This window comes from Necropsobacter rosorum, assembly GCF_964241405.1.
GTDB lineage: Bacteria > Pseudomonadota > Gammaproteobacteria > Enterobacterales > Pasteurellaceae > Necropsobacter > Necropsobacter rosorum.
Genome location: NZ_CAXSXF010000003.1, coordinates 1 through 18,133, shown reverse-complemented (window position 1 = coordinate 18,133; position 18,133 = coordinate 1). Strand labels below are relative to the sequence as shown.

Genomic DNA, 18,133 nt, shown 5'->3' with positions numbered 1-18,133 from the left:
AAACGGCAACCTCTCGGTTGCCGTTGTCGTATTCGAATTTATTCGCCGTCATGATCGGAAAAACGTTCAATGCGGGCGCCTAAGCCGCGCAGTTTTTCTTCAATATGTTCATAACCGCGGTCAATATGATAAATCCGATCCACAATGGTCTCCCCGGTTGCAATACAGCCCGCCAGCACTAAACTTATCGACGCGCGCAAATCGGTGGCCATCACTTCCGCGCCGGAAAGCCGTTCAACCCCGTGACAAATGGCGGTATTGCCTTCGATTTCCGCTTTACCGCCCATGCGTACCAATTCGGGAATATGCATAAAGCGATTTTCAAAGATGGTTTCGGTAATAATACTGGTGCCGTTGGCAACCATATTCAGCAGGGTAAACTGCGCCTGCATATCGGTCGGAAAACCCGGATAAGGTGCGGTACGAATATTCACGGCTTTCGGACGATAACCGAGCATATCCAATGTAATCGTGTCTTCCTTGACATCAACCTGTGCGCCGGCCTCACGCAGTTTATCAATCACCGCATCAAGGGTATCCGCTTTGGTATTTTTACATACGATACGTCCGCCGGAAATCGCGGCGGCGACCAAAAATGTACCGGTTTCAATACGATCCGCGACGATACTGTGTTCGCAACCGCCCAGGCGTTCCACTCCTTCGATGGTAATCGTATCGGAGCCGGCGCCACTGATTTTCGCCCCCATTTTATTTAAAAATACCGCGGTATCGCTGATTTCCGGTTCGCGGGCGGCATTTTCAATCACCGTCGTGCCTTTCGCCAGTGTGGCGGCAATCATAATGGATAAGGTCGCCCCAACACTGACTTTTTCCATCACGATACGGGTACCTGTCAGACGATTGTCCACATAGGCTTTCACATAGCCGTCTTCCAGCGTAATTTTAGCGCCTAAACGTTCCAATCCGCTGATATGCAAATCAACCGGTCGGGCGCCGATAGAACATCCGCCCGGTAAAGAAACCTGCCCCTGATTAAAACGAGCCACCAACGGCGCCAGCGCCCAGATAGACGCCCGCATGGTTTTAACCAGTTCGTAAGGCGCCGTGAAATGGTCAATATGAGACGCGTCCAAATGCACTTTGCCGCTTTCATCCCGTTCGACGACTACGCCTAAACGACGCAGAATTTTTAACGTGGTATCAATGTCTTTAAGTTCCGGCACATTGCTTAACACCACCGGCTCTTGCGCTAAAATTGCGGCAAACAGAATCGGCAGCGCCGCATTTTTTGCCCCGGAAATATTGACCGTACCGCTCAAACGGGACTGACCGTAAACACGAAATTTTTGCATAATACTTTACCGCCACTTAGTTTAAAGGATTGAGTAAACGTTCGCGTTTCCATTTTTCAACGCTGAACGTTTTGATTGTCAGCGCATGAATCTCACCGCTGGAAAAATAATTCATTAACGGCGCATAAATTCTTTGTTGCTGCTTAACTCTGGATAACCGGGCAATCTCATCATCCACCACGATAACGCCGAAATGGGCATCCTCTCCCTGCACATACACTTCATCAAGATTTAAAGCCTGTTTTAGAATTCGTTCAATTTCCTGAGTTTCCATTAAGTTTTCCATCAAATTGTAAAAATGGTTTCATCCAGTCGGCTAAACCGAACAGATCCGCTAAGGTGACTAACTGCACGGGCGCATGGACGATATTCTGCCGGTTGACCTTCATGCTCCGGCACAGCTGAATAAAATCGCATAACAATGCAAAACCGGCACTGTCAATCCGCGTAATGCCGGCCAGTTCCCACACCACCGATTGCCCGGCCAGTTTTTCCGCCGATAAAAAAGAATAACGTTGCCGCCACAATGGCAGCAACGTATTTCTGGATAGCTCGCCGGCTAATCGGAGCGTTATCTTATCATCATTCCGTGCCGATTCCCAACTCAAACCGTTCTTGCTTTGCATGGGTTACTTGCCTAAGGTTACCGGCACATTAGCCGCTTTACGAACCTGAGCGGTCAAGGCTTCAATACCGTCTTTACGCAAAATAGGCGCCCACTCCTGCTTTTTGGTATCTACCATGCTGACCCCTTCCGCCGCCATATCGTACACCTGCCATTGACCGGTTTTACTGTTTTTGCGCCAGAAAAAGTTAAGATTTATCGGGGCGGCGTTGCCGGTTTGCAACACTTTCACCCGAATACTGACCTGATTGTCGGACACATTTTTCGGCTTTTCAATTTCAATTTTCTGCTGCGTGTACATAGTCAGCGCCTGCGCATAAGCCTGTTCGATAAATTTATCGAAAGCGGAGAAAAATGTCGCCCGCTGCTCCGGCGTGGTGGATTTAAAATGCTGCCCCAATACCAACGAGCCGGCGTAATTCACATGCACATAAGGCATTAAATCCTGACGTACGACGGTTTTCAGATAATTCGGATCCTGTTTGATTTTGCTCTGATTGGCTGCAATATCGCTGAACAGCTTATCCGAGGCCTGCTGCATCAAGGCATAAGGACTGTCATCGGCAAAGGCCTGCAGGCTGAAAAGTGCGGTCATAATTACGACTGTTTTCGCTAACCAGCGGTTTAATTGAATTTTTAACATTGATTTCTCCCGTTCAAATATCGTTAAAAAGAGTGTCCGTCTTACTGCGAATCCGCTTCGGCAGATTCCTTGCTCGCGTCGGCATGCTCAGACTTGTTTTTATCGCCATACAGGAACTGACCGATGAGATCTTCCAGTACGATGGCGGATTTGGTATCAATGATCTTGCTGCCGTCTTTCAGCATTTCGGTGGTTTCACCGTCATCAAAGCCGAGACTTAACGCCACATATTGCTCGCCTAACAGACCGGATGTTTTAATTGACAGCGAGCTGTTATCCGGAATGTCGTGATAGGCCTGATTAATGGCGATTTTCACCACCGGCAGATAAGTCTTAGGGTCCAGCTCAATATCGGTAACCCGGCCGATCACCACTCCGCCGACTTTTAACGGCGCCCGTACTTTTAGTCCGCCGATATTATCAAAAGTTGCACTGATATGGTAACTTTTCGCCTCATTAAATCCCTGTACATTCGCCACTTTCAGGCCTAAAAAGACCAATGCCGCAATGCCGAGTAATAAAAATAAACCGACCCAAAATTCGTATTTAGTTGTTTGTCGCATAAAATGTCCTGATTTTTTACCGCACTTTTAATTCACTTAACCCGCCCCGAACATGACTGCCGTGAGCACAAAATCCAATCCCAGTACAACCAAAGAGGCGTTCACCACGGTTTTGGTCGTCGCTTTACTGATGCCTTCCGAGGTCGGAATACAGTGATACCCGTTAAATAAGGCAATCCAGACCACCGATACCGCAAAGCAAAGACTTTTAATAAAGCCGTTAAGAATATCGTAGCTCCAGCTGACCGAATTTTGCATCACCGACCAGAAACTGCCGGCATCCACGCCTTTCCAGTCCACCCCGACCAGCGAGCCGCCCCAAATGCCTACCGCGGTAAAAATAATCGCCAGAATCGGCATCGCGATCACCCCGGCCCAAAAGCGCGGCGAAATCACCCGTCGCAGCGGATCGACCGCCATCATTTCCAGACTGGATAATTGTTCGGTCGCTTTCATTAAACCGATTTCCGCGGTCAATGCCGAGCCGGCACGCCCGGCAAATAAAAGTGCGGTCACAACCGGCCCTAATTCGCGCAATAAAGACAGCGCCACCAATTGCCCGAGGCTGGTTTCCGCCGCAAAATCCACCAATACCACATAGCCCTGTAGCCCGATAACCATACCGATAAACAAACCGGACAGCATAATAATCAGCAAAGACTGCACGCCGAGGACATGTAACTGTTTAATTAACAGCGGGAAATGCTTTCTTATCTGCGGTTTGCCGATCAGGGCGCCCCACAGCATAAAACCCGCACTGCCGAGAGAACGGCAAAAAGTTATTGCCGTGCGCCCGAATGCGGAAATCATATTCACTATCATTCGAATAACTCCTGAACATAATCCCGCGCCGGATAATGAAAATGCACCGGGCCGTCAGCTTCGCCTTTGATAAACTGAATCACCTGCGGATCACGGCTTGCGAGCAACTGTTGCGCACTGCCTTCGGCGATGACGCGTTTATCGGCGATGATATAGGCGTAATCGGCAATACTCAGCACTTCCTGAACATCATGCGAAACCACAATGGAGGTCAGCTGCAACGCTTCGTTTAAGCGTTTGATCAGGCTGATAATCACGCCCATGCTGATAGGATCCTGACCGGTAAAAGGTTCATCATACATAATCAAATCCGGATCCAGCGCAATGGTTCTGGCCAGCGCCGCCCGTCTTGCCATCCCGCCGGACAGCTCCGACGGCATCAGATCGGCCGCACCGCGCAACCCGACGGATTCAAGCTTCATTAACACGATTTTACGGATTAAGGCTTCCGGCAGGCGGGTATGTTCGCGAATGGTAAACGCGACATTATCAAAGGTGGACATATCGGTGAACAGCGCGCCGGATTGAAACAGCATGCCCATCCGGTTGCGCGCCCGATACAGTTCGGCGCGGGACATTTTGCAGATATCCTGTCCGTCGAATAAAATTTCGCCCTGTTCGGGAATTAACTGCCCGCCGATGAGCTTCAGCAAGGTGGTTTTACCAATTCCCGACGGCCCCATAATTGCGGTGATTTTGCCTTGTTCAACCCGCAAATTAAGCTTATCGTAAATGGTGCGTTCACCGCGTTTAAATGTGAGATTTTTCACCTCAACCAAGGGGTTAGCCATAAAACCGTTGTTTGCCCTGTTTCGATATAAAAAATGAAGTTAGTGATATTCTATGAATTTAGGCTGAATGTCAAATCTAAATCCGCTTTCCTGTTTGACCGCGATTTGAAAAAAACGTTCCTCAATAAAATTCTCCGCCAAATATCACCGCACTTTCCTTACCATTTATCCGTGCGTTATTACTTGCTCGGCAAAAATTATGCTATTATTCGTTTCTGATTTTTTAACAACCGACGAGCAGACACATTTATGAAGATCCGCTGGAATATCGTTTTATCCGTCATCACCCTTGCCTTACTCGCGTGGTTTTACAGCCTCCATCAGGCTGATGAAAACCTCAATGATCTGATCAAGTCCGATGACGGCCCGGAATATATCGGTCAGAACATGCAGACCACCGTGTATTCGCCTAGCGGTAAAAAACAATATCTGGCGCTGTCCGACAAAGTCGAGCATTACGCCAGCGACAAACATACGGATTTCCACCGCCCCGTCGTTTATCTGTATGATATTCAAACCGGGCAATTAGGCGGGCAAAGCTGGAAAATCAGCGCGGACAAGGCCAAATTAAGCCAAGAGAATATGCTGTATTTAAACGGCAACGTGATCGTACAAAGTCTGCTGGCCGATTCCCGCCTGCAACGGGTGGAAACCCAGCGTGCGGTGGTGAATTTAAAGACGCAGGATATCACATCTGATACAATGGTCACCATCAACGGCTTAAACTTTAATTCCACCGGATTAAAGCTAAGCGGTAATTTACAACAACAGATCGCCACCCTGAAAGAGCAGGTAAAAACACATTATGAAATCAATAAGCAATAAAATTTTCTTACTCACAACCCTGATGATGGCATCGGTGCCGGCATTGGCGTTAAAAGACGATACGAATCAACCGATTAATATCGAATCCGACAATCAGTCGCTGGATATGGAAAACAGTGTGGTGACCTTTTCCGATAATGTGGTTATCACGCAGGGTTCCATTTTGATCAAAGCCAATAAAGTCGTGATCACCCGACCGCCGGAAAATTCGGGTAAAAAAGACACCGTCGATGCTTTCGGAAACCCGGTGACGTTCCACCAGCTGCTGGATGACGGCAAACCGGTGGACGGTAAAGCCAATAAAGTGCATTATGATCTGGGCACGGAATTTTTAACCCTGACCGGCAATGCCGAGCTAAAACAGCTGGATAGTAAAATTAACGGCGAAGTCATCACTTACGATGTGAAAAAACAACAGCTGAAAGCCAATGGTAACGGGAAATCCCGGGTGAAAACCATTTTAATTCCGAACCAGCTAAATGATCAGAAGAAGAAAAAATAGGATTACGCGTTTATGTCTATTCTTTATGCCGAAAACCTCACCAAAAGCTATAAAAGCCGTCAGGTGGTCGCCGATGTCAGCTTAACCGTAAATTCGAATGAAATCGTCGGTCTGCTCGGCCCCAATGGTGCCGGTAAAACCACGACATTTTATATGGTGGTCGGTCTGATCCGCCATGATCAGGGAAAGATCCGCATTGATGACGAAGATATCAGCCTGTTGCCGATGCACAACCGCGCACAGCGGGGGATCGGCTATTTGCCGCAGGAAGCGTCGATTTTCCGCCGTCTCAGCGTTTATGACAATCTGATGGCGGTATTGGAAATCCGCAAAGATCTCAACGGCAGACAACGACGTGAAAGAGCCGATGAGCTGATCGACGAATTTAACATCGGGCATATCCGTGATAATCTGGGTCAATCCTTATCTGGCGGGGAACGTCGCCGGGTAGAGATCGCGCGCGCGCTGGCGGCGAATCCTAAATTTATTCTGCTGGACGAACCCTTTGCCGGCGTCGATCCGATCTCCGTCATTGATATCAAAAAAATCATTATGGATCTGCGCGACCGGGGACTAGGCGTACTTATCACCGATCATAATGTGCGCGAAACGCTGGATGTCTGCCAGCGGGCTTATATCGTCAGCGCAGGCAAAATGATCGCCACCGGTACGCCGCAAGAGGTGATGAACAACGAACATGTCAGACGTGTTTATTTAGGCGAACAGTTTAAATTATAGTTGCGGTTTATGACTATGGTGACATTAACTCAATTACTGACGCCCGACAATATTCGTCAGGGCGTTGTGTGTTCCAGTAAAAAACGGGTGTTTGAAACTATCGGACGTATAGTTGCCCCGCAGCTTGAGATCCCCGACGGCGAGCATTGCGGTTTCGACTACCTGTTTAATCGTGAAAAACTGGGCAATTCGGGGCTGGGCAACGGCGTGGCTATGCCGAAAGGCCGGCTGCCGGACGGAAACCGGCCGATTGCCGTCTTTCTGCAGCTGGACACACCGATCGACTACGAAGCCGCCGACCACCGCGAGGTGGATCTGATTTTGGCGTTATTCATTCCCGCCCGTATCTGCGCCGAATTTTCACAGTCGGTATTGCCGAAACTGGCGGACGAATTGTTGGACAAAACACTTTGCAAACAGCTGAGAAGCGCCCAAAGTGCGGAGGAAATCTGGCAGATTTTTCAGCATTACGATCAGATAAATCAATCAAACGCGAACCAAACAGTGAACGAACAACAGCAGGTCTAATATGGAAATCATCATCATCAGCGGTCGTTCCGGCGCCGGAAAATCCGTCGCCTTACGGGCTTTGGAAGATATCGGCTATTATTGTGTCGATAATCTGCCGGTAGATTTACTGCCGCAGCTGGTCGATATTCTGTCCGCCAATCAGTCTTCCGTTGCGATCAGCATCGATATCCGTAATCTGCCGAATAGCACCTCGCAACTGGAGCAGGTACTTTCCCGCTTACAGGACAGCCACCAGCTTAAAATTATCTTTCTCGACACGGATCGCAGCACTTTAATCCGACGCTACAGCGACTCGCGCCGGCTGCATCCGCTGTCCATTCAGGATTTGTCGCTGGAAGCCGCCATTGATGCGGAACAAGCCTATTTAGAACCGCTGATTCAACAGGCCAATATCATCATCGATACCGCCCGCTTATCCACTCACGAACTGGCGGAACGTCTGCGCGAGTTTCTGCGCGGCAATACGGACAAAGAGCTGAAAATCATCGTCGAATCTTTCGGCTTTAAATATGGTTTACCGCTTGATGCGGATTACGTCTTCGACGTCCGTTTTCTGCCGAATCCACACTGGAATCCGGAACTCCGCCCCCTGACCGGCTTAGATAAACCGGTCGCCGATTTTTTGAATAAACATACGGAAGTCAACAACTTTATTTATCAAACCCGCAGCTACATCGAAACCTGGCTGCCGATGCTGGAACAAAACAACCGCAGCTATTTAACCATTGCCATCGGCTGCACCGGCGGCAAACACCGCTCAGTGTACATCGCGCAACAACTGGGCGAATACTTTCTGGCAAAGGGAAAAAACGTCCGGATTCAGCATAAATCCTTGGAACGGCATAAAAAGTAACTGACAGACACAAAAAAAAGTGCGGTATTTTCACCGCACTTTTCGGGTTTAAGGCTTATAAATAATTTCGACGCCTTCTTCGTCTTCCTCCGACCAGTCGTCCCAGTCATCGTCATCGTCGTCTTCCACCGCGTGCTGCGCCAGCTGGGTCTGATGATAATCGTCCCATTTAAAGGCGACTTCGGCGGGCTGCTCAACAACCTGCGCCTCTTCACGCGGATTGGCCTCAATAAAGTCCATAATATCCCGGCAAAGCGGCCGGATATTTTTACCGGTAACGGCGGAAATCAGATAGTAATCCCCTTCCCACGCCAAACGCTGAGCAATTTCTGCGGCGCGCTGCTCCGCTTCCTCATCGGACAGCGTATCAATCTTATTAAACACCAGCCAGCGCGGTTTATCCGCCAGCGCTTCGCTGTAACGGAATAATTCCGTTTCGATAATGGCAATATTATCCGCCGGATCGCTGCCGTCAATCGGCGCGATATCCACCAAATGAATCAGCACCCGGCAACGCTCCAAATGCTTCAAGAAACGGATCCCCAATCCGGCGCCTTCAGACGCGCCTTCAATCAGCCCCGGAATATCCGCCACCACAAAGCTGCGGTTGGCATCAACGCGCGCCACGCCAAGGCTCGGCACTAACGTGGTAAAGGGATAATCGGCCACCTTCGGTTTTGCCGCCGAGACCGCGCGGATAAAGGTTGATTTACCGGCATTCGGCAATCCCAGCATGCCGACATCCGCCAACAGCATTAATTCCAGCTGCAAATCCCGTTTTTCGCCCGGCGTACCGTTGGTTTTCTGGCGCGGCGCACGGTTTACGGAAGATTTAAACCGGGTATTGCCCAAACCGTGATAGCCGCCTTTTGCGATCAGCATTTTCGCCCCGTGTTTGGTTAAATCGCCCAGCACTTCTTTGGTATCATTATCAATGGCGCGGGTTCCGACCGGCACGCGCAAGGTAATATCTTTGCCCCGGCGTCCGGTACAATCGGAACTTCGCCCGTTTTCGCCCCGTTCGGCGGCGAATCGTTTTTCAAAGCGGTAATCAATCAGCGTATTCAGGTTTTCATCCGCCAGCAAATACACATCGCCGCCGTCACCGCCGTCACCGCCGTCCGGCCCGCCTTTCGGAATATATTTTTCACGCCGGAAACTGACGCAGCCGTTACCGCCGTCGCCGGCCTCGACACGAATCAAGGCTTCATCAATAAACTTCATTTTGTCTCCTTATGGTTTTCTGTCTCTCTTTATTTTCGCTCAAAATGCACCGCACTTTGGCCGATTGTCGGGTTAATCCGGCATCTTGATTTTGGGTACCGGTTTCGGTTTGATAAAACGATGCCCGATCGCGGATGTCATCGCACCGAGTACGACCACCAATGCGCCGAGGTAACTGATGGAATTTAATTCCGGCGCGGCAAAATGCTGCGGTAAACAATAATGCAGCAAATGGGAAAATAAAATGGTAAATAACGGCACCAAAGTAATCACGACGCTGACTTTCGCCACATCCCAGCGATTCAGCGCTTCGGCATAGGCGCCATAGCCTATCAGGGTATTCAAACAGCAATAAATAAAGCAAAGTAAGGTAAAGCCGCTTAGCGCCTCCACCTGCGGAAAGTCGGCAAAGGGCGTAAATACGACCGCACAGCCGAAATAAATCATTAGCAGCACCTGCTGCGAGCTGAACCGGCGCAGCATTAATTTTTGCGCCAAGCCGTAAGTCACCCAAATAATCGATGCGCAAACGCTCAATATCACCCCGATAAAATAATCATTTAAGCGGGTAAAATCATCCAGTCTGTCATTGAAAAACAAACATAACCCGATAATCAGCACCACAACCCCGATTTTTTGATGTAATCCCAGCGTTTCCTTAAAAATAACTACGCCGCAAAACAGCATCATAAATGAGGATAAATGAATGAAGATCTGCGCCACCGACGGTTCTATAAAGCGCAGTGAGGAATTAAACAGCGAGAAATTGCCGGCCAACCCGAGAATACCGATAACCGCCAGCCCCACAAAATAACGGTTGAGCTGGGAGAGTTTCGGCAGCTTTCCGCTGATGCCAAGCAACAGCAATAATGCCAGTGTGGCAACCAGAAAGCGATACCAGACGATAGTCAGCGTATCCATTGCGGTTAACACCTGCTTTAAGGCAAGCGGCAACGATCCCCACGCCATGGCGGTGATTAACGCAAACATAAATCCTAACAACGGTTGCTGTTTCATACCGATTCCTTCACTTATAACAATCTGACCAGTTTTAATTTATGCCCCAATGCCGATAACAGGGCGCCCAACACCACGCACAGCGCACCGCAATAACTTATCCAGTTTAACTCCACCGCCGCAAAACGCTGCGGGCTGATTGCCACCGCCAGATGAGAAAAAATCAGCGTAAATACCGGGATCTGCGTCAAAATGGCACTGACTTTGGCAATATCCCAGCGATTTAATGCCTCGGCATAGCAGCCGTATGCGATAATCGTATTTACGCCGGATAAAATCAGACAGATCCGCTGGAAGGTATTCAGTTCGACAATCTGCGGCACATCGGCAAAGGGCAGAAAAACCAGTGCGCAACCGATATAAATCATTAACAGGATTTGCTGCGAATTAAGCCGAGCCAGCAATAATTTCTGCGCAATCGCGTAAACCACCCAGATAAAACTGGACAGCACAATAAAGATGACCCCTTTGGAATACAGATTTAACTGTAAAAAGTCATCGACCCGCTCATTAAAGAACAGCAACAGACCCAGCACTAAAAACCCCAGCCCGATTCGCTGATGCATTCCCATTTTTTCTTTAAACAGAAAAACGCCGACAATCAGCATAATAAACGAAGATAACGGACTGAGTACCTGACTGGTGGTCGGGGGAATATATTTCAGCGCCAGATTATACAGAAAGAAGTTCACCGATAATCCGCCGATACCAAGCAGAATCAGTAGCGTGTCTTTCCCGCCCAACCGAGTGAATTTAAACGGTTTGCCGCTTAAACATAACAATATAAACAACCCGACGGCCGCTAAAGCAAACCGATACCACACCGAGGTCTGAATATCCATCACTTGCACGACCTGCTGTACAAAAATAGGCAGTGAACTCCACATAAAGGCTGCCGTCAGCCCGAAAAGAAAGCCTGCTATAGGTTGTTTCATCGCTGTCCTTTAATAAAAAAAGCCCCACAAACAATTGTGAGGCATTTTATTGCGTGTTTTAGAAATTACTCGGTAACGATACTGACGTATTTACGGTTTTTCTCGCCTTTCACTTCAAATTTCACTTTACCGTCCGCGGTTGCGAATAAAGTGTGGTCACGTCCGATACCGACATTGTTACCGGCATGGAATTTTGTACCACGTTGACGAACGATAATGCTGCCTGCTAATACGGATTCCCCACCGAAACGTTTCACACCAAGGCGTTTAGCTTCAGAATCGCGACCGTTACGAGTTGAACCACCAGCTTTTTTAGTTGCCATCTACTTGATCTCCTCTGAAATTATGCCTGAATCCCAGTGATTTTCACTTCCGTGAACCACTGACGATGACCTTGCTGTTTACGGCTGTGTTTACGACGACGGAATTTGACGATTTTAACTTTATCGCCACGACCGTGGGAAACCACTTCAGCCACTACTTTACCGCCGGCAACCACCGGGGCACCAATTTTTACATCTTCACCGTTAACGACCATTAACACTGAGTCGAACTCAACGGTTTCGCCCGTTGCGATTTCAAGTTTTTCTAAACGAACAACCTGACCTTCGCTGACTCGGTGTTGTTTACCGCCACTTTGGAAAACTGCGTACATAAATACTCCGCTATACATTGTGCTTACAATGTTAACCCATTCAGCACATCAAAATTCATATAAATAGGTCGCAAATTCTACGGAAAAAACCCGCTGATAGCAAGAACTTCTTTGCAATAAAATAAAAAATTTCCGATTTCTTCCGGTTTGATTTCAGAAAGCCCGGAAAATCGGGTACAATCAACCGCACTTTAGTCTTTTACCGATATGCGCGATGACAGAAAAAACCAACCTAATGGATATTCATGCGATCCAGGCTTTAATCAGCGGGGATATGCAGAAAGTAAACACTACGATTTTAGCTCAGCTTAATTCCGATGTGGCGCTGATTAATCAGCTCGGTTACTACATTATTCAGGGCGGCGGCAAACGCATCCGCCCGATGATTGCCGTACTGGCGGCCAATGCGCTGGGTTATCAAGGTGAAGATCATATCACCTGCGCGGCATTTATCGAATTCACTCATACCGCCACCTTGCTGCACGATGATGTGGTGGACGAATCGGATATGCGGCGCGGTAAGCCCACCGCCAATAACGAATTCGGCAATGCGGCCAGCGTCTTGGTCGGCGATTATATTTACACCCGTTCGTTCCAGCTGATGACGCAGGTGAATTCATTAAAAATTTTAAAAATCATGTCGGAAGCGACGAATGTTATTGCCGAAGGGGAAGTGCAGCAATTAATGAATGTCAATGATCCGGATATTACGGAAGAAAATTATATGCGGGTCATTTACAGCAAAACGGCGCGCTTATTTGAGGCCGCCACTCAATGTGCCGCCATTGCCGCCGGCGCGACGCCACAGCAGGAACAAGCGCTGCAGGATTACGGGCGTTATCTCGGCACCGCCTTCCAATTGGTTGACGATGTACTGGATTACAGCGCCAACGCACAGGCGCTGGGCAAAAATGTGGGCGATGATTTAGCCGAAGGTAAACCGACATTGCCGCTGTTGCACGCCATGCGGCAGGGAGATGAAACGCAGTCCGCCTTAATCCGCAATGCGATTGAACAGGGCGGCAAGCGCGACATTTTAGCGCAAGTGCTGGCGATTATGGCGCAACATAAATCGCTGGATTATGCCATGCAGCGCGCCCGTGAAGAAGCGCAGAAAGCCGTTGACGCCATTGCGGTTTTACCGCACAGCGCGTATAAAACCGCCTTGATCTCATTGGCTTATCTTTCCGTAGAACGGGAATATTAAGATTATAAAAATACCCTTTTTTTGACCGCACTTTTTCACTGCGCCGAAGCGCAGCCCGCCTGCCGGGCGGCGTTCTTCATCAGATTAAAACGGCAAAATTGCGGTGAAAACTTAACTTTACGATAAACAAAGCATTAATCATGACGACAGAACAACAGAAACCACAGAAATTAACGCGCAAAGGCAACCAACCCGATGCGCCGTTCATTCGCCCCAAACTCACCCTGCCGGGCGGACATAATAAATTATTGCTGCATTCCTGCTGCGCGCCCTGCTCAGGCGAAGTGATGGAAGCCATTCATGCCTCCGGTATCGAGTTTACGATTTTTTTCTACAATCCGAATATTCACCCGCTGAAAGAATACCTGATTCGGAAAGAAGAAAATATTCGCTTTGCCGAAAAATGGGGCATCCCGTTTATTGACGCCGATTATGACCGGCAAAACTGGTTTGATCGCGCCAAAGGTATGGAAGACGAACCGGAACGCGGCATTCGCTGCACCATGTGTTTTGATATGCGCTTTGAAAAAGCGGCGCAATATGCCCATGAAAACGGTTTTCCGGTTTTTACCAGCTGTCTGGGGATTTCCCGTTGGAAAGATATGAACCAGATTAACGGCTGCGGTCATCGCGCCGCGGATAAATATGACGATGTCGTTTACTGGGATTACAACTGGCGCAAAGGCGGCGGCTCACAGCGCATGATCGAAATCAGCAAACGTGAGCGTTTTTATCAGCAGGAATATTGCGGTTGCGTCTATTCCCTGCGCGACACCAACAAATGGCGTGAGAAAAACGGGCGTCAGAAAATCGAAATCGGCACCTTGTTCTATCACGCAGATTAAAATTAAAAACACAGATAAAACATACCGCACTTTGAGCGCTGCAAAGTGCGGTATTTTCTGCTTGATTTTTTATCTTATCAGGCCTTTGCCTGCGCTCTTTTGACTAAAATCACAGACAGCGTAAAGGCAACGCAGAAAGAAATCAGCATACCGATACAGTACATCGCCAGACTATCCGGTTTGATAGACGGAATGCCCAGTAATCCCGCCGCGCCCAGCGCCTGTGCTTTTACGTTAAAAAACGCGATAAAAGCGCTGGCCAAACCGGAACCGATCATCGCCGCCAAAAAGGCCTGACGATAACGTAAGTTCACCCCGAACATGGCCGGTTCGGTAATGCCCAATAATGCCGAAACGCCGGACGGAATCGCCAGCCCGCGCACTTTAGGATCTTTCAGCGCAAACGCCACACCCAGACAAGCGGCGCCCTGAGCGATATTCGACATGGCGGCGATCGGGAAAATGAACGTTCCGCCGGATAAAGTCATGTTGGATAATAATTGCGTTTCGACGGCGATAAAGGTTTGGTGCATACCGGTGATGACGATAGGCGCGTAGAACGTTCCGAACACGCCGCCGCCGACAAAGCCGAGCGTGTCATATAACCAAGTCAGCCCTTTGGTAATAATATCCCCCGCTTCACGCCCCAACGGCCCGATTACGGTAAACGCCAATAATCCGGCAATAAACAAAGAGAACAGCGGGGTAATCAGATTATCCAGATAAGAAGGCACAAATTTACGGAAGGTTTTTTCCAATGTCGCCAACACCCAGGCGGAAACCAGCGTTGGAATAACGGTTCCCTGATAACCGACTTTTTCAATTTCCAGCCCCAGCACATTCCAGTAGGTAATTTTGCCCTGCGCTGCGGTTAACGCATAATTCCAACCGTCGGCCAGCGCCGGGTGAACCAGCAACATCCCTAATGCCGCCCCCAGGAACGGGTTTCCGCCGAATTTACGCGTGGCGGAAAATCCGAGCAGCACCGGCAGGAAAACAAACGGCGCATTGGCAACGGTATTAATAAAATCAACCAAATCGGAGATCGCGGAATAGCGATCAACCACAGAAAAGCCGCTGATTGTCTCGCCCGTTTCGCGCAGCGCCTGCGGAATACTCCAGAAAAACCCTTGCGCCGTCAGCATGCTATGAATACCCATCAGCAAACCGCCGGCCACAATAGCCGGAATAATCGGTACAAAGATATCCGCCAGCCCTTTGACAATGCGCATTAACCAGTTTTGTTTTTCCGTACTGGCCGCCGCGACTTCGTTTTTGGTCATATCGCCCATATTGAGCAGCGCAGACATTTCGGCGTGGACTTTATTGACCGTACCGGAACCGAAGATAATCTGATATTGACCGGATACGGAAAACTGTCCTTTGACCCCGTCGATATTTTCAATGGCCTCTTTATCAATTTTAGACTCGTCTTTCACGACGATGCGTAAACGGGTCGCACAATGGGCTAACGCGCTGATATTGTCCTTGCCGCCAAGTTTGTTAATCACTTGTTTGGCAATATTAGGGAAGTTCATATCGTTCTCCTGGAGGGTTGGTAATAAAATGAGTCAGCAAATTCTAACTAAAACGGTTAAGCGATTCTAGCAAAATCAGGAAAAAATCGCCGTTTCGTGATCTATTTCTAAAAAAGCCGGCAAAAATGACCGCACTTTCGTACCAAACGCCCCGGCATGAAATGCTTAACCGCGATCAAACATTATCAATCCACTGCTGCAACCGCTGCACGTCTTCCTGCCAGAAATCGGCTAACGCATGAACCCAGTTATCGATCTTCACCGCCCAATCCTCGGCTTCCGGCGTCTGAGCCTGCGCGGCGATTTGCTGAATACGTTTTAACCCGACAGAGGCGGCGGCACCTTTGATTTTATGGGCAACGGACGCCACATCGGTTGTATTTTGCGAGCGTTGATAATGTTGGTAAGCCGCGAATAATTCATCAATATAACCCGGCATCGTCTGCTGAAACAGCAATATGTTATTTTTTATCAGCGCAGTATCTAAAATCCCGCGGAGTTCGTTCAACATGGCAAGATCAAGAAATTCATCTTCCTGCCATGTCTCCGGCGCCGGCGGGGCTAAGGTCAAACCGGGGTGTATTTCCTCGCCGAAATAGTCTTGTAAACAATGAGTCAGTTCATCTAACGATAACGGTTTACGCAAAACATCATCCATTCCTTTTTGCTGATAAGTTTGCTTGCTTTGCATCACATTCGCCGTCAGCGCAATCAGCGGCGGCAGAAAATCATAGCTGCCGTCTTCATACTTTTGTCGCAAATACATGGCCACATCAAAGCCGGACATATCCGGCAGCTGAATATCCAGCAAAATGAGATCATAATAATGATGTTCGAATTTTTCTATCGCCTGCCGCCCGGTCATTGCAACATCAACGGAATAGCCGAGTTTTTCCAGAACAGATTTGGCAACGATAATATTCACTTCAATATCTTCGACTAATAAAATTGATAAGGTGGTCGGTATATTCTGCGTTTCCTCCGACGGTTTGGCAATTTCCTGCGCTTTCAGGGTGAGCAAAAAGGTCGAGCCTTTTCCCGGTTCGCTGGTCACAGTCAAATCGCCTTGCATTAAACGGGCTATCGTGCGGGAAATGGCTAACCCGATACCGCTCCCGGCCCGTTGGTTAGAATCGGATTTCACCTGATAATACATGGTAAAAATATTTTCCAGCTCCGCCTGCGCAATGCCGATACCAGTGTCGGAAATGGCAAAGGAAAAGGTGTCGGCAGACAACCGACGCACCGCCAGATTAATCTGTCCCTGCGGGGTAAACTTAACGGCATTACTGATCAAATTCCATAGCACCTGACTTAATCTGGCGCTGTCCAGCATCAGCCAATCCGGCAAATCCGGCGCACAATACATTTCGAATTTTAATTTATTTTGTTCCGCCATCAGCGTGGCAAAATTGGCGATATCGCTTAAAAAACGGCGCAGGTCGGTTTCTTTGCAATTTAATTCAATCCGTTTGGCGTCGATTTTTTCCAAATCAACAATATCACTGAAAATATGCCCGAGCGATATGGCACTCATGCTGATGGTCTTAAGGTAATCCCGCTGCTGTTCATTAAGCGAACCGTCCAGCAATATGCGGCTTAAACCGATGATACCGTTTAATGGGGTACGCAATTCATGACTAATGGTCGTCATTAATGCTGTTTTATTTCGATTATTTTGCTCCAAATCATTCAGGGCGATCGACAGTTTTCGCTCCGCCAGAATGCGCTCGGAAACCTCGCGGCGCAGGCTGTCCACCGATTTAGCCAGCTCAAGTCTGGATTTTTCCAGTCTTTCAACCAGTAAAGTAAAAAAATAAATCACAAAAGGCGCAGAAAAAAGCCCGAATATCACGGAACGCGCCACATCATCCCAATACACGGTACCGACGACAGACAGACTTAATAATATCTGCACAAATAAAGCAAAAACCGCCAGAATGCACACCCCCAACAGGGAAAACTTAAAGCGCCCTAAACGAATCACCCAATCCACATATTTTTTCGCGAAATACTTTAAATTTTTCATACAAATCAAAAAACTAAACCGACCTGTCAAACATTCTATCATCCTTATTAAAATGTGAAAAGCCGCCCCATTTACCCCTGCAAAAGGGATAAAATTTATCAAAAATCCACCGCACTTTATTATCCCCTTTATCTCCGTTAACCTAAAAGTGCGGTAATTTTTTTGTCGGTTTTTTCTTGCAGTTGGGTTGTTGAGTTTGATTGAGTTGAGTTTATGTTTTGATTTGTTTAGAAAAAAATTCTCTCAACACCCACCGCACTTTATCTTCATCTTTGGTTGACCTAAAAGTGCGGTGATTTTTTTACCTGTTTTTTATTGTTGTCTGGTGGTTGTGTTGAGTTGGATTAGGTTGGGTTTATGTTTTGACTTTTTTGCTTGATTCACCGCCGGCCGAAACAACAAAAGTGCGGTGATTTTTTTACCTGTTTTTTATTGCGGTTGGGTTGTTGAGTTTGATTGAGTTGAGTTTATGTTTTG

The 18,133-nt window shown here is 48.2% G+C and carries 21 protein-coding genes; 7 read left to right on the top strand and 14 right to left on the bottom strand.

Annotated elements, in window-relative coordinates; all coding sequences use genetic code 11:
* Positions 1-38: 38 nt before the first annotated feature.
* From murA to mlaF, 7 genes are read right to left on the bottom strand one after another with little or no spacing between them, the layout of a single operon-like run.
* On the bottom strand, positions 39-1,313 hold the full coding sequence (gene murA / locus ACESOH_RS06600) for a UDP-N-acetylglucosamine 1-carboxyvinyltransferase (protein WP_373100444.1): 1,275 nt from the start codon (positions 1,311-1,313) through the stop codon (positions 39-41).
* Between the two features lie 16 nt (positions 1,314-1,329).
* Complete coding sequence (locus ACESOH_RS06595; RefSeq protein ID WP_032093539.1) at positions 1,330-1,587, bottom strand: BolA family protein; 258 nt, start codon at positions 1,585-1,587, stop codon at positions 1,330-1,332.
* Complete coding sequence (locus tag ACESOH_RS06590; RefSeq protein ID WP_032093538.1) at positions 1,568-1,939, bottom strand: STAS domain-containing protein; 372 nt, start codon at positions 1,937-1,939, stop codon at positions 1,568-1,570. Before ACESOH_RS06590 ends, ACESOH_RS06595 begins: the two co-directional genes overlap by 20 nt.
* A 3-nt stretch (positions 1,940-1,942) precedes the next feature.
* The gene (gene mlaC, locus ACESOH_RS06585) at positions 1,943-2,581 is read right to left on the bottom strand and encodes a phospholipid-binding protein MlaC (protein ID WP_032093537.1); all 639 of its coding nucleotides are present in this window, start codon (positions 2,579-2,581) and stop codon (positions 1,943-1,945) included.
* A gap of 41 nt (positions 2,582-2,622) precedes the next feature.
* Positions 2,623-3,144, bottom strand: coding sequence for an outer membrane lipid asymmetry maintenance protein MlaD (mlaD, locus tag ACESOH_RS06580; protein ID WP_373100443.1), 522 nt, complete (start codon positions 3,142-3,144; stop codon positions 2,623-2,625).
* Positions 3,145-3,180: 36 nt separating this feature from the next.
* Complete coding sequence (mlaE, locus tag ACESOH_RS06575) at positions 3,181-3,966, bottom strand: lipid asymmetry maintenance ABC transporter permease subunit MlaE (protein WP_032093535.1); 786 nt, start codon at positions 3,964-3,966, stop codon at positions 3,181-3,183.
* Positions 3,963-4,757, bottom strand: a complete 795-nt coding sequence (mlaF, locus tag ACESOH_RS06570) for a phospholipid ABC transporter ATP-binding protein MlaF (RefSeq protein WP_032093534.1) — start codon at positions 4,755-4,757, stop codon at positions 3,963-3,965. Before mlaF ends, mlaE begins: the two co-directional genes overlap by 4 nt.
* Positions 4,758-5,006: 249 nt before the next feature.
* On the opposite strand from mlaF, the gene lptC reads away from it, so the two are divergent.
* From lptC to rapZ, 5 genes are read left to right on the top strand one after another with little or no spacing between them, the layout of a single operon-like run.
* Positions 5,007-5,582, top strand: coding sequence for an LPS export ABC transporter periplasmic protein LptC (lptC, locus tag ACESOH_RS06565; protein WP_032093533.1), 576 nt, complete (start codon positions 5,007-5,009; stop codon positions 5,580-5,582).
* Positions 5,563-6,084 (top strand): lipopolysaccharide transport periplasmic protein LptA, encoded by a 522-nt coding sequence (gene lptA, locus ACESOH_RS06560; RefSeq protein WP_373100442.1) that lies wholly within the window; start codon positions 5,563-5,565, stop codon positions 6,082-6,084. Before lptC ends, lptA begins: the two co-directional genes overlap by 20 nt.
* Positions 6,085-6,096: 12 nt before the next feature.
* Positions 6,097-6,822: an LPS export ABC transporter ATP-binding protein gene (gene lptB / locus ACESOH_RS06555; protein WP_032093531.1), complete on the top strand. Its 726-nt coding sequence runs from the start codon at positions 6,097-6,099 to the stop codon at positions 6,820-6,822.
* Between the two features lie 18 nt (positions 6,823-6,840).
* A complete protein-coding gene (gene ptsN / locus ACESOH_RS06550; RefSeq protein WP_373100671.1) occupies positions 6,841-7,350 on the top strand; it encodes a PTS IIA-like nitrogen regulatory protein PtsN in 510 nt (169 codons plus the stop codon).
* Between the two features lies 1 nt (position 7,351).
* On the top strand, positions 7,352-8,206 hold the full coding sequence (gene rapZ, locus ACESOH_RS06545) for an RNase adapter RapZ (protein WP_032093529.1): 855 nt from the start codon (positions 7,352-7,354) through the stop codon (positions 8,204-8,206).
* Positions 8,207-8,254: 48 nt separating this feature from the next.
* On the opposite strand, the gene cgtA is transcribed toward rapZ, so the two are convergent.
* The 5 genes from cgtA to rplU all read right to left on the bottom strand — a co-directional run bounded on the left by cgtA (position 8,255) and on the right by rplU (position 12,037).
* Positions 8,255-9,430 carry an Obg family GTPase CgtA gene (gene cgtA / locus ACESOH_RS06540; RefSeq protein WP_373100441.1) on the bottom strand — a complete coding sequence of 392 codons (1,176 nt, stop codon included), beginning with the start codon at positions 9,428-9,430 and terminating at the stop codon, positions 8,255-8,257.
* 72 nt (positions 9,431-9,502) lie between these two features.
* A complete protein-coding gene (locus ACESOH_RS06535; protein WP_373100440.1) occupies positions 9,503-10,447 on the bottom strand; it encodes a DMT family transporter in 945 nt (314 codons plus the stop codon).
* A 14-nt stretch (positions 10,448-10,461) separates the two neighbouring features.
* Positions 10,462-11,382: a DMT family transporter gene (locus ACESOH_RS06530; protein ID WP_032093526.1), complete on the bottom strand. Its 921-nt coding sequence runs from the start codon at positions 11,380-11,382 to the stop codon at positions 10,462-10,464.
* Positions 11,383-11,447: 65 nt separating this feature from the next.
* Positions 11,448-11,705 (bottom strand): 50S ribosomal protein L27, encoded by a 258-nt coding sequence (rpmA, locus tag ACESOH_RS06525; protein WP_032093525.1) that lies wholly within the window; start codon positions 11,703-11,705, stop codon positions 11,448-11,450.
* A 20-nt stretch (positions 11,706-11,725) separates the two neighbouring features.
* On the bottom strand, positions 11,726-12,037 hold the full coding sequence (gene rplU / locus ACESOH_RS06520) for a 50S ribosomal protein L21 (protein WP_032093524.1): 312 nt from the start codon (positions 12,035-12,037) through the stop codon (positions 11,726-11,728).
* A gap of 235 nt (positions 12,038-12,272) precedes the next feature.
* Between rplU and ispB the strand changes: the two genes are divergently transcribed.
* The gene (ispB, locus tag ACESOH_RS06515; protein WP_373100670.1) at positions 12,273-13,244 is read left to right on the top strand and encodes an octaprenyl diphosphate synthase; all 972 of its coding nucleotides are present in this window, start codon (positions 12,273-12,275) and stop codon (positions 13,242-13,244) included.
* Between the two features lie 140 nt (positions 13,245-13,384).
* Positions 13,385-14,089 carry an epoxyqueuosine reductase QueH gene (locus ACESOH_RS06510; RefSeq protein WP_373100439.1) on the top strand — a complete coding sequence of 235 codons (705 nt, stop codon included), beginning with the start codon at positions 13,385-13,387 and terminating at the stop codon, positions 14,087-14,089.
* Positions 14,090-14,166: 77 nt separating this feature from the next.
* On the opposite strand, the gene ACESOH_RS06505 is transcribed toward ACESOH_RS06510, so the two are convergent.
* Both ACESOH_RS06505 and ACESOH_RS06500 read right to left on the bottom strand, forming a co-directional pair.
* Positions 14,167-15,627, bottom strand: coding sequence for a sucrose-specific PTS transporter subunit IIBC (locus ACESOH_RS06505; protein ID WP_373100438.1), 1,461 nt, complete (start codon positions 15,625-15,627; stop codon positions 14,167-14,169).
* Positions 15,628-15,802: 175 nt separating this feature from the next.
* Entirely contained in the window at positions 15,803-17,656 is a 1,854-nt protein-coding gene (locus ACESOH_RS06500; protein WP_373100437.1) for an ATP-binding protein, read from the bottom strand.
* Between the last annotated feature and the right edge of the window lie 477 nt (positions 17,657-18,133).

Excerpts from the sequence above, each read along its gene's own strand:
- murA (WP_373100444.1), bottom strand. The coding sequence starts at position 1,313 with ATGCAAAAATTTCGTGTTTACGGTCAGTCCCGTTTGAGCGGTACGGTC.
- ACESOH_RS06595 (WP_032093539.1), bottom strand. The coding sequence starts at position 1,587 with ATGGAAACTCAGGAAATTGAACGAATTCTAAAACAGGCTTTAAATCTT.
- ACESOH_RS06590 (WP_032093538.1), bottom strand. The coding sequence starts at position 1,939 with ATGCAAAGCAAGAACGGTTTGAGTTGGGAATCGGCACGGAATGATGAT.
- mlaC (WP_032093537.1), bottom strand. The coding sequence starts at position 2,581 with ATGTTAAAAATTCAATTAAACCGCTGGTTAGCGAAAACAGTCGTAATT.
- mlaD (WP_373100443.1), bottom strand. The coding sequence starts at position 3,144 with ATGCGACAAACAACTAAATACGAATTTTGGGTCGGTTTATTTTTATTA.
- mlaE (WP_032093535.1), bottom strand. The coding sequence starts at position 3,966 with ATGATAGTGAATATGATTTCCGCATTCGGGCGCACGGCAATAACTTTT.
- mlaF (WP_032093534.1), bottom strand. The coding sequence starts at position 4,757 with ATGGCTAACCCCTTGGTTGAGGTGAAAAATCTCACATTTAAACGCGGT.
- lptC (WP_032093533.1), top strand. The coding sequence starts at position 5,007 with ATGAAGATCCGCTGGAATATCGTTTTATCCGTCATCACCCTTGCCTTA.
- lptA (WP_373100442.1), top strand. The coding sequence starts at position 5,563 with ATGAAATCAATAAGCAATAAAATTTTCTTACTCACAACCCTGATGATG.
- lptB (WP_032093531.1), top strand. The coding sequence starts at position 6,097 with ATGTCTATTCTTTATGCCGAAAACCTCACCAAAAGCTATAAAAGCCGT.
- rapZ (WP_032093529.1), top strand. The coding sequence starts at position 7,352 with ATGGAAATCATCATCATCAGCGGTCGTTCCGGCGCCGGAAAATCCGTC.
- cgtA (WP_373100441.1), bottom strand. The coding sequence starts at position 9,430 with ATGAAGTTTATTGATGAAGCCTTGATTCGTGTCGAGGCCGGCGACGGC.
- ACESOH_RS06535 (WP_373100440.1), bottom strand. The coding sequence starts at position 10,447 with ATGAAACAGCAACCGTTGTTAGGATTTATGTTTGCGTTAATCACCGCC.
- ACESOH_RS06530 (WP_032093526.1), bottom strand. The coding sequence starts at position 11,382 with ATGAAACAACCTATAGCAGGCTTTCTTTTCGGGCTGACGGCAGCCTTT.
- rpmA (WP_032093525.1), bottom strand. The coding sequence starts at position 11,705 with ATGGCAACTAAAAAAGCTGGTGGTTCAACTCGTAACGGTCGCGATTCT.
- rplU (WP_032093524.1), bottom strand. The coding sequence starts at position 12,037 with ATGTACGCAGTTTTCCAAAGTGGCGGTAAACAACACCGAGTCAGCGAA.
- ispB (WP_373100670.1), top strand. The coding sequence starts at position 12,273 with ATGGATATTCATGCGATCCAGGCTTTAATCAGCGGGGATATGCAGAAA.
- ACESOH_RS06510 (WP_373100439.1), top strand. The coding sequence starts at position 13,385 with ATGACGACAGAACAACAGAAACCACAGAAATTAACGCGCAAAGGCAAC.
- ACESOH_RS06505 (WP_373100438.1), bottom strand. The coding sequence starts at position 15,627 with ATGAACTTCCCTAATATTGCCAAACAAGTGATTAACAAACTTGGCGGC.
- ACESOH_RS06500 (WP_373100437.1), bottom strand. The coding sequence starts at position 17,656 with ATGAAAAATTTAAAGTATTTCGCGAAAAAATATGTGGATTGGGTGATT.